This window comes from Octadecabacter sp. B2R22, from assembly GCF_018861045.1.
GTDB lineage: Bacteria > Pseudomonadota > Alphaproteobacteria > Rhodobacterales > Rhodobacteraceae > Octadecabacter.
Genome location: NZ_JAHKQJ010000007.1, coordinates 642266 through 658915 on the forward strand (window position 1 = coordinate 642266; position 16650 = coordinate 658915).

Annotated in this window: 14 protein-coding genes; 5 read left to right on the forward strand and 9 right to left on the reverse strand. The window is 54.9% G+C overall.

Annotated features, from left to right (window positions below):
• Positions 1–166: 166 nt before the first annotated feature.
• Positions 167–2353 carry a catalase/peroxidase HPI gene (gene katG / locus KO486_RS08650; protein WP_216036835.1) on the reverse strand — a complete coding sequence of 729 codons (2187 nt, stop codon included), beginning with the start codon at positions 2351–2353 and terminating at the stop codon, positions 167–169.
• A gap of 96 nt (positions 2354–2449) precedes the next feature.
• Here katG and KO486_RS08655 point away from each other — a divergent pair, with 96 nt between their 5' ends.
• The gene (locus tag KO486_RS08655; protein ID WP_216036836.1) at positions 2450–3346 is read left to right on the forward strand and encodes a hydrogen peroxide-inducible genes activator; all 897 of its coding nucleotides are present in this window, start codon (positions 2450–2452) and stop codon (positions 3344–3346) included.
• 9 nt (positions 3347–3355) lie between these two features.
• Here the strand turns inward: KO486_RS08655 and KO486_RS08660 are convergent, their stop codons facing one another.
• Positions 3356–4753, reverse strand: a complete 1398-nt coding sequence (locus KO486_RS08660; protein ID WP_216036837.1) for an aspartate aminotransferase family protein — start codon at positions 4751–4753, stop codon at positions 3356–3358.
• A 191-nt stretch (positions 4754–4944) separates the two neighbouring features.
• Here KO486_RS08660 and KO486_RS08665 point away from each other — a divergent pair, with 191 nt between their 5' ends.
• The 4 genes from KO486_RS08665 to KO486_RS08685 all read left to right on the forward strand — a co-directional run bounded on the left by KO486_RS08665 (position 4945) and on the right by KO486_RS08685 (position 9323).
• A complete protein-coding gene (locus KO486_RS08665; RefSeq protein WP_216036838.1) occupies positions 4945–6033 on the forward strand; it encodes a polyamine ABC transporter substrate-binding protein in 1089 nt (362 codons plus the stop codon).
• A gap of 66 nt (positions 6034–6099) precedes the next feature.
• A complete protein-coding gene (locus KO486_RS08670; protein WP_216036839.1) occupies positions 6100–7248 on the forward strand; it encodes an ABC transporter ATP-binding protein in 1149 nt (382 codons plus the stop codon).
• 171 nt (positions 7249–7419) lie between these two features.
• On the forward strand, positions 7420–8511 hold the full coding sequence (locus KO486_RS16440; RefSeq protein WP_252734684.1) for an ABC transporter permease subunit: 1092 nt from the start codon (positions 7420–7422) through the stop codon (positions 8509–8511).
• Positions 8508–9323 (forward strand): ABC transporter permease, encoded by an 816-nt coding sequence (locus tag KO486_RS08685; RefSeq protein WP_216036840.1) that lies wholly within the window; start codon positions 8508–8510, stop codon positions 9321–9323. The genes KO486_RS16440 and KO486_RS08685 overlap by 4 nt, the downstream gene beginning before the upstream one ends.
• Here the strand turns inward: KO486_RS08685 and phoB are convergent.
• The 7 genes from phoB to KO486_RS08720 form a co-directional block, all read right to left on the reverse strand.
• Complete coding sequence (gene phoB, locus KO486_RS08690; protein WP_216036841.1) at positions 9320–10003, reverse strand: phosphate regulon transcriptional regulator PhoB; 684 nt, start codon at positions 10001–10003, stop codon at positions 9320–9322. The genes KO486_RS08685 and phoB overlap by 4 nt on opposite strands.
• 4 nt (positions 10004–10007) lie before the next feature.
• The gene (gene phoU, locus KO486_RS08695) at positions 10008–10712 is read right to left on the reverse strand and encodes a phosphate signaling complex protein PhoU (protein ID WP_216036842.1); all 705 of its coding nucleotides are present in this window, start codon (positions 10710–10712) and stop codon (positions 10008–10010) included.
• 12 nt (positions 10713–10724) lie between these two features.
• The gene (gene pstB, locus KO486_RS08700; protein WP_252734627.1) at positions 10725–11486 is read right to left on the reverse strand and encodes a phosphate ABC transporter ATP-binding protein PstB; all 762 of its coding nucleotides are present in this window, start codon (positions 11484–11486) and stop codon (positions 10725–10727) included.
• 22 nt (positions 11487–11508) lie between these two features.
• Positions 11509–12831 (reverse strand): phosphate ABC transporter permease PstA, encoded by a 1323-nt coding sequence (gene pstA / locus KO486_RS08705; RefSeq protein WP_216036844.1) that lies wholly within the window; start codon positions 12829–12831, stop codon positions 11509–11511.
• Positions 12831–14303: a phosphate ABC transporter permease subunit PstC gene (gene pstC, locus KO486_RS08710; protein ID WP_216036845.1), complete on the reverse strand. Its 1473-nt coding sequence runs from the start codon at positions 14301–14303 to the stop codon at positions 12831–12833. The genes pstA and pstC overlap by 1 nt, the downstream gene beginning before the upstream one ends.
• A 119-nt stretch (positions 14304–14422) precedes the next feature.
• Positions 14423–15460 (reverse strand): substrate-binding domain-containing protein, encoded by a 1038-nt coding sequence (locus KO486_RS08715; RefSeq protein WP_216036846.1) that lies wholly within the window; start codon positions 15458–15460, stop codon positions 14423–14425.
• Between the two features lie 138 nt (positions 15461–15598).
• Entirely contained in the window at positions 15599–16642 is a 1044-nt protein-coding gene (locus tag KO486_RS08720) for an ATP-binding protein (protein ID WP_216036847.1), read from the reverse strand.
• Between the last annotated feature and the right edge of the window lie 8 nt (positions 16643–16650).

The following is a 16650-nucleotide window of genomic DNA, read 5'->3' on the forward strand; positions in this document are numbered from 1 at the left end:
ATTTTGCCTGCCGCAGGTCTAGTGCCCGCGTATCAGTCTTAAATTGCTAACAATCTTAAGCCCGCTAATCCATCTCAAAATAGATTTTGCCGCTTGATCCCTACGTCAAAAGGAAAAACGGCGCCCCAAGCCTTGGGACGCCGTTCATTTGAACTGTATTTTGGGTTTACTTCAGATCGAAGCGGTCGAGCTCCATAACCTTGACCCAAGCCGCAACAAAATCGTTCAAGAACTTATCGCCCGCATCCGCAGAGGCATAAACCTCAGCCAAGGAGCGCAGGATCGAGTTGGACCCGAACACAAGATCAACGGACGTTGCTGTCCATTTCACGTCGCCACCAGCACGTGGGCGCCCCTCAAGGATGTCGCCGTTCTCGGTCCAGACCGTGCCCATATCGAGCAGGTTGTTAAAGAACGATTGATCCAGAACTCCCGGTGTTTCGGTCAAAACGCCAAGCGATGACCCGCCCGTGTTCGCACCGATAACGCGCAAGCCACCGACCAGAACGGTCATCTCGGGCGCTGTGAGCGTCAACAGCTGAGCACGATCCACAAGGTGCTCTGCGGCTGAACGTGTTGCACCGGGCTTGATGTAGTTGCGGAACCCGTCTGCTTTTGGCTCAAGCCAAGCGTAGGATTCAACATCGGTGTCTTCCTGGCTGGCATCTGTGCGGCCTGCGTTGAAGGGAACAGTGATGTCTTTACCAGCAGCCTTCGCCGCCAGTTCAACACCAACAGAACCCGCAAGAACGATGGTATCCGCAAGCGACACTGGTTTAGCAAAGGCGCTGCGCACCTCTTCCAGTTTCGCCAGCACTTTGGCCAGTTCTGCCGGATCATTTACATCCCAATCCTTGGCTGGGTTCAAACGAACACGTGCGCCATTGGCCCCGCCCCGCTTGTCAGAGCCACGGAAGGAAGCCGCAGATGCCCAAGCGGTTGTGACCATCTGTGCCGGTGTCAGACCAGACGCAGCAATCGCAGCCTTCAGCGCATCAACGTCAGCCCCTTCAATCAACGCGTGATCGACAGCTGGCACTGGATCTTGCCAGCTTTCAGCCGTTGCAGGCACCAATTTACCAAGGCCAAGATCATAAGGGCCCATGTCACGGTGAGTCAGCTTGTACCAAGCTTTGGCAAAGGCTTTGGCGAACTCGGCTGGGTTTTCCATGAACCGACGCGAGATTTTCTCGTACTCCGGGTCCATCCGCATGGCCATGTCCGCAGTGGTCATCATGATGAACGTTTTGTCTTTGTTGTCCGCCGTTGGTGCCATGTCGGAGTCTTTAAGATCTTTTGGCTGCCACTGGTGAGCACCAGCTGGGGATTTTGTGAGTTCCCACTCATAGCCAAACAGCACGCCGAAATAAGACATATCCCATTTGGTAGGGGTTGGTGTCCAAGCACCTTCGATGCCGGACGTAATGGTGTCAACGCTATTGCCCGTGCCAAAGGAGGTCGCCCAACCAAGGCCCATTTCCGTCAGTGTCGCAGCCTCAGGTTCACGGCCAACGTAGGCTTCTGGGTCCGCAGCGCCGTGGGACTTACCGAAGGTGTGGCCACCAGCAACCAATGCAACGGTTTCTTCGTCGTTCATCGCCATCTTGGCAAATGTTTCGCGCACGTCATTGGCAGACAGCAACGGGTCAGGATTGCCCATAGGGCCTTCTGGGTTGACGTAAATCAGCCCCATTTGAACGGCGCCAAGTTCACCGATCAGTTCGCGATTGTCTTGCTTGTAACGCTCACTGTCGTCGCCCAGCCATTCTGTTTCTGGGCCCCAATAGATGTCTTCTTCTGGCTCCCAGATGTCGGCGCGCCCGCCCGCAAATCCGTGGGTTTCAAAGCCCATGGATTCCAGTGCGACGTTGCCAGCCAGGATCATCAAGTCAGCCCAAGACAGCGCCTTGCCGTATTTCTGCTTGATCGGCCACAGCAAACGGCGCGCCTTGTCGAGGTTGCCGTTATCAGGCCAAGAATTCAGCGGCGCAAAACGCTGCGAACCGGACCCAGCGCCACCACGGCCATCACCCACACGGTATGTCCCGGCAGAGTGCCACGCCATACGGATGAAGAACGGGCCATAGTGACCGTAATCCGCAGGCCACCAGTCTTGGCTGTCCGTCATCAAGGCTGTCAAATCAGCAATGACCGCATCCAAATCAAGCCCGTTGAATGCTTCTGCGTAATCGAAGTCAGGATCCATCGGATTGGATTGATCGCCATTCTGATGCAGTGGCTTCAGGTTCAGGGAATTGGGCCACCAACCGGCGTTGGCGACGGAACCTGTTTCTTGCGTTGTGCCGTGACCGAAAGGGCATTGGCCTTGGGATGAGTTATCTGCGCCGTCCATTTGGGAATCCTCCTAGTGTTGAATTTGGGGCAAGTTTAACAATCCCAATTGATTAGTTTAAGTTGTATTTTCTGATTGTGGCGATAAGTAATACTTATGAATAATCTGACCCTAAAACAGTTCCGTTACTTTGATGCGCTGGCCGTGCATGGTCACTTTGGACGGGCCGCAGATGTCTGCGGTATTTCGCAACCTGCATTGTCGATGCAGATCAAAGAGTTGGAAGATAGTCTTGGTTCTCAGTTGTTTGAACGCTCTGCGCGTCAAGTACGTTTGACGGCTTTTGGCGAAGACCTCGCACCGCGCGTGCGCGATATTTTGCGCTCAGTGGATGAGGTCGAAGACCTCGCGCGGCAATCCCAAAACACATTGACGGGCCGTTTGCGCATCGGGGTGATTCCGACCATCGCCCCCTACTTGCTCCCGTCTTTTCTGGGGCACCTGACGCACGCCTATCCCACTGTAGATGTGCATGTGCGCGAAACCCAAACGCAAACCCTGATAGAAGAACTGACACATGGCCGTTTGGATGCGGCGATCGTCGCCTTACCGGTCTCTGAGCCGACGTTGGAAGAAGTCACAATCTTCGAAGAGGACTTCGTACTGGTACGACCTGTGGCCGATCGCGCTGCACCGGTCCCAGACGCAGCTGATCTTGCGAAGATGCGGCTGTTATTGTTGGAAGAAGGTCACTGTTTTCGAGATCAGGCCTTGGCGTTCTGTTCGCTTCGCTCGGCACTTCCGCGCGAAAGCATGGATGGATCATCCCTTTCGACCCTCGTGCAATTGGTTGGCGCGGGCATCGGTGTTACCCTAATCCCGCGTATGGCAATTGGTGTGGAAACCCAATCCGCGAACGTCGCCGTTGCCAGCTTTAAGGGAACCCAACCCAAACGGACCATCGGCATGGTTTGGCGCAAGTCCTCACCGTTGGCGGACCAATACCGCGAGATCGTTAGCATTCTGGAACAAGCCAGCGAAGCTATTTGTTAGCTTTCGTGATTAGCCCGCTACAAACAACCCGTCCGCTTTGATCTGATCATAAGTTTCATCCAGCGACAGGCGTGCGCGTTCAATCAAGGTGTCGATTTCTGCCTTTGAGATCACCAAAGGCGGAGAGATAATCATCCGATCCCCAACGTGGCGCATTACCAACCCATTTGCAAAACAACGGGTGCGACAGGCCAATCCGACAGTGCCCGCATCTGCCGCAAACTTTGCGCGGCTTTCCTTGTGCGGCGTCAATGCGATTGATCCCATCATGCCGACAATATTTGCCTCACCGACCATGGGGTGATCCGTCAAGGCCTCCCATTTTTCCTTGAGGTATGGGCCGGTCTCATTGGCGACGGTTTCAACGATCTTTTCTTCTTCCATGATCCGCAGGTTTTCCAACGCCACTGCACAGGACACAGGGTGGCCCGAATAGGTGTAACCATGGTTGAAATCGCCAGCCTCATTGATGGTATGGGCCACCTCGTCGCAGACCATTGATCCGCCAATCGGTGCATAACCAGATGACAGACCTTTCGCGATGGTCATGATGTGCGGGCGGATACCGTAGTGTTCGCTGCCAAACCAATGGCCGGTGCGCCCGAACCCACAAATCACCTCATCAGCGATCAACAGGATGCCGTATTCGTCACAGATGCGCTGGATTTCAGGCCAATAGGTGCTGGGCGGAACGATCACGCCCCCTGCCCCTTGCACGGGTTCAGCGATAAAGGCTGCAACGCGATCCGCGCCAAGTTCTATAATCGCGGCTTCCAATTGACGTGCACGCTCAAGTCCGAACTCTTCTGGCGTCTTGTCGCCGCCCTCGGACCACCAATCAGGCTGGTCGATGTGGTGTATGCCGGGGATTACAGGAACGCCTTGGTTCTGCATGCCCGACATGCCCCCAAGGCTGCCACCGCCAAGGGTGGATCCGTGATAGGCGTTTTTGCGGCTGATGATGATGTTGCGGTCGGGCTTGCCCTTGGCCATCCAGTAGTGGCGTACAAGACGGATGTTTGTGTCATTGGCCTCAGAACCCGAGCCTGCATAGAAGACGTGGTTCAAATCGCGCGGCGCAAGTTCTGCCAGCTTTGCTGACAGCGCGATGACGGGAACATGGGTGGTTTGGAAGAACGTGTTGTAATACGGAAGTTCTTTCATCTGGCGCGCGGCAGCATCGGCCAGTTCATCGCGCCCATAGCCAATATTAACGCACCAGAGCCCAGCCATCGCATCAAGGATCTTGTGGCCCTCACTGTCGGTGAGCGTGACGCCATTTGCCCCTGTAATGACCCGCGCCCCGACGCGGGCCAAATCCGCACCATCCGAAAACGGATGCATGTGATGGGCTGCATCAAGTGCTTGTAGATCGGCCGTGGGCATGTGGTTTGAGATCACGTTCATTGCGGATGTCCTGAAATTTGAGCGGCATGATCGCCATTTGCCGACAGACTATGCGCAACTTTGTCCAAGTCAATCGGTGGAACTGCGTTTGACGCTATGAACCCACGGTCTATATTGCCAATTCCCTTGGTGATATTCATAGTCGCTGTCAGAGACGGGAAAGCCCGCCACTCAAACCACAGGGAATACTCATGAAAAACATCCACCTTATGTCCGGAATTGCGACACTTGCCCTCGTGGCAGGAAGCGCAATGGCCGAAGAAGTCCGCGTCTACAACTGGTCCGATTACATCGACGAAGAGCTGCTGACGCAGTTCGAAGAAGAAACCGGCATTGATCTGATCTACGACGTATTTGATTCCAACGAGCTTTTGGAAACAAAGATGCTGTCAGGCAGTTCCGGCTATGACGTCGTTGTCCCATCCGCCACGTTCCTACAGCGCCAAATCTCTGCGGGTGCTTTTCAGCCGCTTGATCTGGACCAGTTGCCGAACCACGGAAATCTATGGGGTGCGGTTCAAGAACGTACCGAACAGTACGATCCGGATGGGGCCTATTCTGTAAACTATATGTGGGGCACGACAGGGATCGGGTTCAACATTGGCAAAGTAACCGAAGTTCTGGGTGAAGATGCACCGTTTGACAGCTGGGACCTCGTCTTTGATCCAACCAACATGGAAAAGCTGGCCGAATGTGGCGTGTACTTCCTTGATGCACCGACCGAAATGATTCCGGCTGCGTTGAACTACATCGGTGAAGACCCCGACAGCCACGACCCAGACGTGATCGCAAAGGCCGAAGATGTTTTCGCCGCGGTTCGCCCTTATATCCAGAAATTCCACAGTTCTGAATACATCAACGCGCTGGCAAACGGTGACATCTGCGTTGCCGTGGGCTGGTCTGGTGACGTCTTCCTTGCACAGCTACGCGCAGCAGAAGCCGAGAATGGCCACGAGATCGATTATGCGATCCCGAGCCAAGGCGCACAGATGTGGTTTGACCAAATGGCAATTCCAGCGGATGCGCCGAACCCTGAAGCCGCACACGCGTTCATTAACTTCATCCTAGACGCCGAGAACGCCGCAGCGGCCACTAACTACGTTTGGTATGCAAGCGGCAACGAAGCTGCGCAGGAATTCATCGACCCAGAGATCCTGGATTATCCAGCTGTTTACCCCGATGCTGCGACGCTGGAAAACCTCTTTACGACCACGCCATATGATGCCCGTGTTCAACGTGTTGTGACCCGTCTTTGGACGACGATTAAGTCCGGTCAGTAAGCACCATCACAAGATTGATCCCTCGCGCTAGTCGGCGCGGGGGATTTCCAGAAAGGGGACGTTTGAATGGCGCAGCCAAGACCTGATACAGTTTTCGCCCCATGGGATGAACCAGACGCCAAACCGTTAATCCAGTTTAAAAATGTCACAAAACGTTTTGGCGATTTTACGGCCATTGATGATTTGACCCTCGACATTTACGCGCAAGAATTTTTCGCCCTCCTGGGCCCGTCGGGCTGCGGCAAAACAACGTTGATGCGGATGCTGGGCGGATTTGAAACCCCGACAGAGGGCACGATCCTGCTGGATGGCGTCGATATCGGCCCCATCCCCCCAAACGAGCGCCCCGTTAACATGATGTTCCAGTCCTACGCGCTGTTCCCGCACCTGACGGTTTGGGACAATATCGCCTTTGGTCTGAAACGGTCTGACATGCCCAAAGACCAGATCGGTGATCGTGTCGAAAAGATGCTGAAACTGACGCAGCTTGGTAAGTTTGCCAAACGCAAACCGCACCAGATTTCTGGCGGTCAACGCCAGCGTGTCGCCCTTGCGCGGTCTTTGGCGAAGGCCCCTAAACTTCTTCTTTTGGATGAGCCTTTGGGCGCATTGGACAAAAAGCTGCGCAATGAAACCCAGTTTGAACTGATGGACATTCAGGAAACCACGGGCACCACATTTGTGATCGTCACACACGACCAAGAAGAAGCGATGACAGTCGCGTCGCGGGTTGCGGTCATGACCGAAGGAAAATTGGCCCAAGTCGCAACACCTGATCAGATTTATGAGGCGCCAAATTCCTCCTATGTTGCTGATTTTATTGGGGATGTAAACCTGATTGAAGGCACCGTCGAAGTGCAGGCCAAAGGCAGGAAACCCACCGACGTCACCATCAAATGGTCGCCGACTGAACCGGCGATCAATGCTGCAAGTGACACGCCTCCGCCAGCGGCCAGCACTGTTACCTTTGCAATCCGGCCTGAGAAAGTCGCGATCTCAAGCGAGAGACCAGAGGCGGCCAACGTGATGCAGGGCAAAATCCTCGACATCGCCTACTTGGGCAATATTTCCACCTATCACGTAGAAGTCGCGCCCGGTCTGATCATCAAGGCCCAAGCAACCAACAATCGTCGAATTTCGCGTCGTAACCTGACGTGGGAAGATCATGTTTACCTCAGCTGGACCGACACCGCTGGTGTCGTTTTGACGGAGTAGATCATGACAGCGCGCACGGCCTCATCCATTTTCGTGACCTACATTATGGCTGTTCTCGTGACGCTGGCCTATGGATGGATCGCGGGCACATTGATGTGGTGGGTTGGTCTTTTGATCGCGGTCTCCTTGGTGGCTGGACTTTACCTGTTACCACATCGTTTGCGTCGTGAAATGGGACGCCAAACCCTGATCGCGACACCTTATAGCTGGTTATTTCTGCTGTTTTTGGTTCCCTTTGGCATCGTTCTGAAGATTTCGCTCTCGGATATTGCGCTGGCCATTCCGCCTTACACGCCGACGTTGAAGGATGGGTTCTGGAGCATGCTGGCGGGGCTTGATTTGGAAAACTACGCGTTCATCGGTGCGGGCGCGGTATTTGCGGCGTTCGTCGGGCTTGTCGCGTTGATCGGGATGTTTCGGATCGTCTACCCACGCGCTAAAAAGGCCATGATGGGCGATGCGCGCTCGGGTCTTTTTGACAGTGCGGCTGGGGCGCTGACGGCGCTTGCAGTCGCGGTGGTTAATGTAGCTTTGCTGGTGGCGGTTCTCAGTTTCTTGTTCCCTGCCCTATCCAGCTTTGTCGATATTCCTGATTTCTTGTATTTCGCGGCCTATCTGTCATCGCTCAAGATCGCGATTATCTCGACCTTCTTTACACTGTTGATCGGCTATCCGATTGCTTATGCGATGGCGCGCACTGCTGAACATTGGCGTCCGACGCTATTGATGTTGGTGATCCTGCCCTTTTGGACGTCGTTCCTGATCCGTGTTTATGCGTGGATCGGCATTCTCAGCAAAGAAGGCTACCTCAATCAGATGCTGATGAGTGCGGGTATCATTGGCGAACCCCTGACAATCCTGAACACCAATATCGCCGTCTATATCGGCATCGTTTATACCTACCTGCCGTTCATGGTGCTGCCGATCTATGCCGCGCTTGAAAAGATGGATGACAGCCTGATCGAAGCCGCAGAAGACTTGGGCTGCTCGGCACTGTCTGCTTTTTGGCTCGTCACAGCGCCTCTCTCGAAACCGGGCATCATCGCGGGATGTTTCCTCGTCTTCATTCCCGTTTTGGGCGAATTCGTTATTCCGTCCCTGTTAGGCGGATCCAACACTGTGATGATTGGTAAGGTTCTGTGGGAAGAGTTCTTTAACAACCGTGACTGGCCAGTGGCGAGTGCTGTTGCCGTCATCCTGCTACTGATCCTGATCATCCCCATCGTGCTGTTCCAGCGCAATCAAGAGGAGACAGATCAATGAGGAAGTTCTCTTGGTTCAACGCCACGGCGCTTACGTTCGGTTTTGCGTTCCTCTACCTGCCGATGCTGATCCTGATTATCTATTCGTTCAACGAAAGCCGACTGGTGACTGTATGGGCGGGTTTTTCCACCAAATGGTATGGAGAGCTGTTGCAGAACGAACAGTTCCTTGATGCCGCTTGGGTGACGATAAAAGTGGCATTCTGGTCATCGACCTTTGCGACGGTGCTTGGGACAATGGCCGCTTATATCATGGTACGATCTGGCCCATTTCGTGGGCGCGGGCTGTTTTCTGGTATGATTTACGCGCCATTGGTGATGCCCGAAGTCATCACAGGTCTGTCGCTATTGCTGTTCTTTATCGCCATTGGTTTGGACCGTGGCGTGGTCACTATTGTGCTGGCACACACCACCTTTGCGATGTGTTTCGTCAGTGTCGTTGTCACTTCACGTTTGGTGAGCTTTGACCGATCCCTAGAAGAAGCCGCGCTCGATCTTGGCTGTACGCCCTTTGATGCCTTTCGCAGTGTGACACTGCCGATCATCATGCCTGCCGTTGTGTCTGGCTGGCTCTTGGCGTTTACGCTGTCGTTGGATGATCTGGTTATCGCGTCATTCACATCAGGCCCGTCATCAACCACCCTGCCGATCCGCATCTTCTCAGCGGTGCGCCTTGGTGTGACACCTGAAATCAATGCGCTCTCGACGATCATGATCGCGCTGGTGACGATTGGGGTGATCACGGCCTCGCTCATCTCACGGGCGACATCCATCAAGGCACGCGCGGATGAACGCGCTGCCGATCAATCCTAGCCGAGCGCGTAGCCCGCGCCGCGGACGGTCCGCAGTGGATCTTGGCCGCCGTTTGACGTCAAAACCTTGCGCAGCCGTCCAATGTGTACGTCTACGGTGCGGGTGTCGACGTAGATGTCACGGCCCCACACACGATCCAACAACAGCTCACGGCTCCAGACACGGCCCGGTTTTTCCATGAACGTGGTCAGCAGGCGAAATTCGGTCGGCCCGAGTTTCAAATCCGTATCGCCACGGGTCACCCGGTGGGTCTCGCTGTCCAAGGTGATGTCTTCGTAGGTCAGCATCTGGCCCACCGATGATGGGCGCACACGGCGCAATTGCGTACGCACCCGCGCCATGAGTTCTGCAACAGCATAGGGCTTGGTAACGTAATCATCCGCGCCAGTTTCAAGACCTCGCACTTTATCGACTTCTTCGGAACGGGCCGACAGCATAATCACCGGAATAGACTGCGTATCTTTGTTGACCTTCAACTGTCGGCAAACCTCGATGCCCGACACCAGGGGGATCATCCAATCCAGCACGATGACATCAGGCACGTCCTCAGGGACCATCTGCAGGCCCTGTTCACCATCACTGGCGGAACTGACACGGTAGCCCTCGGCCTCGAGGTTATAGCGCAAGACCTCGCGCTGTGCCGGTTCGTCCTCAATGATCAGAATATGAGGTTGGGTCATGGTCTTATACGTCCGACTGGATCGCGGTGCTGGACAACTTGGGGCGTTCTTCATCGGGCATTTCACCGGTGACCATATAGATCACTTGCTCGGCCATATTTGTGACAAGGTCGCCCATCCGTTCAACGTTTTTCGCGACGAAGTGTAAGTGCATACAACCCGTGATGTTGCGCGGGTCTTCCATCATGAAAGTCAGGAATTCGCGGAACAGCGCGTTATACATCTGATCCACCTCAAGGTCGCGTTGACGCACGCTTTCGGCCAGATCAACGTCACGGCGCACATAGGCGTCCAGCACGTCCTTCAGCATGGATTGTACTTCCTTGCTCATCCGGCGCAGGGCGGCATCGGTGCCGTTGAGCGGCGACATATCGGCGATGATTGGTGTCCGTTTGGCCATGTTTTTGGCGTAGTCGCCAACCCGTTCCAGCGAACCTGCAAGTTTGAGAACTGACAGCAACGTGCGCAAATCCTTAGACACAGGCGCGCGCAATGCGATGGTGCGTGCCGCGTCTTCATTGATCTGTTCTTCTAGCGCATCAATGGCTTTGTCGCCTTTGCGCACGATATCGGCACGGGCTGCATCGCGCTGCTCCAACGCCTTTGCCCCTTCGAGGATGGCATGTTCCACAAGGCCACCCATCTTCATAATCTGGGCTTGAATATTTTCGAGGTCGCGATCGAATGCGGATGAAATATGCTCGTTCATAGCGTTTGCTCCTTACCCGATCCGGCCGGAAATATAGCTTTCCGTCCGTGGATCTTCTGGGTTGGTGAAAATCTTATCTGTTTCGCCGTACTCAACCAAATTGCCGAGGTGAAAGAAGGCCGTCTTCTGGCTCACTCGGGCGGCCTGTTGCATCGAGTGGGTCACGATCACGACGCTGAAAGATTGGCGCAGCTCATCGATGAGCTCTTCGACCTGAGCCGTCGCAATCGGGTCCAGCGCAGAACAGGGTTCATCCATCAACAATACTTCTGGTGCTGTGGCGATGGCACGGGCGATACACAAACGTTGCTGTTGCCCCCCTGACAGGCCCGTGCCGGGGGCATTCAAGCGATCCTTGGCTTCGGTCCAAAGCGCGGCCTTGCGCAAAGAGCTTTCGACGATCTCGTCAAGTTCGGCTTTGTTGCGCGCCAACCCGTGAATTTTCGGACCATAGGCGACGTTGTCATAGATCGATTTCGGAAACGGGTTTGGTTTCTGAAACACCATGCCGACCTTGGCGCGCAGCTGCACCGGATCGACCGCAGAGTCGTAGATGTCTTCCCCGTCAATCCGGATGTCACCTTGAACGCGACAGATGTCGATCGTGTCGTTCATGCGGTTCAGCGTCCGAAGGAAGGTGGACTTGCCACACCCTGACGGGCCGATAAACGCCGTAACGGTTTTGTCTTCGATGTCGACATCCACGTCTTTGATTGCGTGGGTGTCGCCATAGTAGACTTGGACACCCTTGGCGGAGATTTTGTAGTCGGTCATTAGGCTCGTATCCTTCATCTGCTTACCACCGGCGCTCGAATTTTTTGCGCAGGAAGATGGCTAGCGCGTTCATCAAAAGGAGGAAGATCAACAAAACGATGATACCGCCCCATGCTTTTTCGTAAAACCCAACATCAGCCCGTGCGGCCCATGTGTAAATCTGTGCTGGCATGGCCGAGTTCGGGTCCATAAAGCCGCTGACGACACCGTCAGGGTATTCACGGGCCACAAAGCCTACCATCCCGATCAGCAACAGCGGCGCTGTTTCGCCCAAGGCCTGCGCCAACCCGATGATCGTCCCCGTCAGGATGCCCGGCATCGCCAAAGGCAGGACGTGATGGAACACCGACTGCATCTTCGACGCGCCAATCCCGAGGGCCGCATCACGGATGGACGGCGGCACAGATTTCAAAGACGCGCGGGTGGAAATAATGATCGTTGGCAATGTCATCAGTGTCAGGACCAGTCCCCCCACCAAAGGCGCGGATTGCGGCAAATGCGCGAACTGAATGAACACTGACAGGCCCAGAATACCGAACACAATTGACGGCACCGCAGCAAGGTTTGAGATGTTCACCTCAACCAGATCGGTCAATCGGTTCTTAGGTGCGAATTCTTCTAGGTAGATAGATGCCGCAACACCGATTGGCAGGCTTAGGAACAAGACCACCAACATCATAAACAACGACCCGATGGCAGATGCGCCGATCCCAGCGCCGCCTGGGTTGTCCACACCAGAATCCTTGCCGGTGATAAAGTCCCAGTTGAACCGAGATGTGAGAACCCCAGAATCGCGCAACGCGTCCACAATATCGAGATCAGATCCCATTAAGAACCGGCTGTCGACAATCGTGTCTCGGTTTACGCGGCCCTTAAAGTAGCCCTCAACACGAGATGATGTTTGCAGTTGGAACGTGACAGGTTGGCCAATGTCATCAAGGTTTTCGCGGTAATAAGAGCGGATGTCGCCGCCGACCTTACCAAGAAGGCGTTCAATCGCGTCGGCGTCATATGGCACTGCAACGCCTCGCTCTGCGAGGTTGGCTTCAAAGTTGCCGATAAAGATGTCCGTGTAGGCCGCTGTTTTTAGCATTTGGCTTTCGGCGGCGTCAAATTCATCTTGGGTCAATGTGACTTCAAGTTCGACAACGTACTGCGTGAAGGCTGGAAGGCCCGCTTTCAGAATGTTGTAGGTCAGAGCCAGTAGGAACAAGCCGCCAATCGCGATGGCAACGATCCCGTAGGCGCGAAAGCGTTTTTCAGCCGCGTTGCGCTTTTTGGTGCGGGCGTCCGCGACCTTCAAAGAACGGTGTGCCTTGGGTTCTGTAGAAGAAAGATCAGTCATTAGTCGTACTGCTCCCGATATTTACGAACGATATAAAGCGCGAAGACGTTCAGGCAGAGAGTGATCACAAACAGCGTCATCCCCAGCGCAAAGGCCACCATCGTTTCAGGGCTGTTAAATTCACCGTCACCTGTCAGCTGGCTGACGATTTTGGCGGTCACGGTTGTCATGGCTTCAAACGGGTTGAGAGAAAGGCTCGCTGCGGCCCCTGCCCCAAGCACCACGATCATGGTCTCACCGATGGCGCGCGACGCGGCCAACAGGATCGCACCGACGATGCCAGGTAGCGCAGCAGGAATGATGACCTGGCGGATCGTTTCACTTTGCGTGGCGCCCAGTCCGTAGGACCCGTCACGCATCGCCTGTGGCACGGCGTTGATAATGTCATCTGACAGCGAGGACACGAAGGGGATCAACATGATGCCCATGACCAAACCAGCCGTCATTGCGGCGGTACCGCCAGACATCCAATCCACACCAAAGAACCCGCCCTGACCGAAGGCGCTGACCAAAAGCGGCCCGACGGTTAGCAAAGCAAACAGACCGTAGACGATGGTCGGGATACCCGCGAGGATTTCAAGCATGGGTTTGGCAATCGAACGCACACGTGGCGACGCGTATTCAGACAGATAGATCGCTGAAAACAACCCGAGCGGCACAGCGACGATCAGGGAAATGATCGAGATAAACATCGTGCCCCAGATCAGCGGCAAGAAACCCAGTTCTGATGAACCGCCACGGCCAGAAAAGCTCGGCTCCCAGCGGGTTCCAAAGAAGAAGTCAGCAGCCGGATAGGCCTGCAAAAAGTTGATGGTGTTGAAGATCAAGCTCAGCACGATACCGATGGTCGTAAGCACGGCGACAGATGCGGCCGCGATGAGCAGAACCAGCACACCACGTTCAACAATGTTGCGGGCGCGGAAATCTTTGGTGATGCGGCTAAGGGCAAAGGCAAATCCCGCCAGCGCAATTGCCAGCACAACAAATCCGCGCGCCCAGCTTCCTGTGTTGGACAGACCGCGATAGCGTTGCGCCGCGTTAAGTGTTTCGGGTGTGACGTCAGACCCGACAGCAACACCGATGTCGCCCAGAAGGTCGCGCACATCAGTTGTTTCAGCGTCCATGTTGGCGGCGGCATCAGAGGTCAGCGCGCCTTGGGCGATGGCGGTGTCGAGCCCTTCGGCGACACGCCGCACATCGGCCATGGCCAAGGATTGCGCGCGGCTATCCTCTAAATTCAAAAGTCCGGAAACGGACTGATCGATCAACAAAGGTTGTGCAATCGCCCAGATCGCGAGAACCAGCAGGGATGGCACAAGAACCGTCAACGCGACGTTCTGGCCGTAGTACCCCTTAAGCGAGTGAAGGATGCGTTGATCCCCGTCCGCAGATGAAACGGCACGTTGCACCCCTAAGACATAGCCGATGACTGCTAAAGCGATGACAATGCTGACGATCAAGATCAATGACATATTCTGTGCCCCCCGGCACGGCTTGTGCCCGCTTTCGGGCACGCAGACAATCGTCTGTCTTTCGGTTGTTCAGGTGGTTGGGTGGCCCAAATGATCGGGCCACCCATGTTTCGGAACGCTTACTGGATTTCCAGTGTTTCTTCTGCTTCAACAGCCGCTTGTGTCGCAGCCAGTTCTGGGTCGGATACCAGACCGTACTGAGCAAGTGGGCCTGATGGGCCAGCAACTTCGTCAGCGATGAAGAACTGAGCGAATTCTTTCACACCAGGGATAACGCCGATGTGCGCTTGCTTGATGAAGAAGAACAATGGGCGAGATACAGGGTATTCGCCGGATGCGATTGTCGCTGTTTCTGGTGTTACGCCAGACATTGTCGCAACTTGCAGTGTGTCTGTGTTGTTCTCGTAGAACGCCAGACCGAAAACGCCGATACCGTTCGGGTTCGCTTCGATACGTGCAAGTGTTTCTGTGTAGTCACCGTCGATGTCGACTGTGATGCCGTTGCCGCGCACTTCGATGCATGCATCTTCAGCGTCGTCTTCGGACATGCCGGATGCGATCATCGCATCAAACGCACCAGTTGTTTCACAACCAACCATCAGAACTTTGTCTTCGAACACTTCACGTGTGCCGTGCTTTGTGCCCGGAATGAAGGCGACGATGTCTTCAGCTGGCAGGTCAGCGTTGAAATCAGCCCACTGTGTGTGCGGGTTTGCAACAACTTCGCCGTCAACCAGAACAGTCGCGCCAAGTGCGTTGAAGATGTCAGCTGGTTCGAACGCGGAGTAGTCAGGGCCGTCGATCTGGGACGCAAATACGATGCCGTCATAACCGATACGAACTTCGATGATGTCTGTCACGCCGTTCTCAAGGCAGAGATCGATGTCGGACTGACGGATCGGGCGGGAAGAGTTCGCGATGTCGATTGTGTTTTCGCCAACGCCTTCACAGAAGCGCTTGAGACCAGCAGAAGAGCCGCCAGATTCAACAACCGGTGTTGGGAAATCAAAGTTGTCGCCGAATGCTTCTGCGACGATGGACGCATATGGCAGAACTGTAGACGAGCCAGCGATCTGGACGTTGTCACGTGCTGCTGCGGATGTAGCGGAGACGGCTGCGACGGCCAATGTAGAGGCGGTCAGTTTGAGAAAGGACATGTGTCACTCCTAGTGATTTTCGATGTCGCCCCACGCTTGTCGCGGGACTTACAGGGCGTTGACTACTGGCGCTGCAAAACGCTTTTGTGACACTTATGTAAAAGTAATGTGACAGTCGAAGGTCGGCCGTTATTCGGGTCAGGAATTGTCCGTCACCATCTGGAATAATACCGCAAATTCAGACCCTTGCCCCAATGTGCTGGTGATACGCAAACGTGCCCTGTGACGGGTGATAATATGTTTGCAGATGGCCAAACCCAGCCCAGTCCCGCCTTTATCGCGCCCGCGATGAGAATCGACTCGGTAGAAGCGTTCGGTCAGGCGGGCGATGTTGTGGTTAGGGATTCCCTCGCCCTGATCAATCACGCTCAATTTGGCGGTTTGCTTGCTCGGCGTGCTCAGTTGAACCGTTACAGTGCGATCTTCGCCTCCATATTTGATCGCGTTCTCAACAAGGTTGCGCAGAACCTGTGCCAGTTGATCCCAATCCCCAAGAACTTCGATGTCTTGATCTGGAACATCGACGACCAACTCAACGTTCTGGGGGGCGGCGACCGGCCCCAGTCCTGCTACGATGTCTTTGGCCAATTGGTTCAAAACCACTTTCGTCGTTGGCCTGATCCGCTCAAGGTCCTCAACTCGGCTTAGGGACAGCAAATCCTCAACCAGCCTATGCATTCGACCTGCTTCTTGTTCCATAATCGCAAGGAACCGATCTTGTGCTGCGGGGTCATTTTTGGCGGGGCCGCGCAGGGTTTCAATGAACCCAACCAGCGATGTCAAAGGGGTGCGAAGTTCATGGCTGACGTTGGCCACAAACTCGCGGCGCTTTTCATCGGCATCCGACTGGGCCGTTGTATCCGTAAAGCTCATCAAGGCCGAAAATCCACCAAGCCCGCCGTCATGCTCAAGGCTCAGCGGTGTTACTGAAACATCCCAAAGCGTGTCACGTGCGCCGTCATTGCTGGTGTAGCGCACCACAGGGCTGCCAATGCCGGACAGGCAGATTTCAATGGCTTCCAGAATGGCTGGTTGGCGCAGCGCCGTCACATAGGACCAACCCGTCGCATCCGTGCCAAGCAAGCTCATCGCAGGATTATTCGCGCAGGCCAACCTCCCATCGGGCCCAACCAAGATGACTGGGTTGGGGAGCGCTTTGACCATGGCATGGGTGTCAATCATGACGCGCG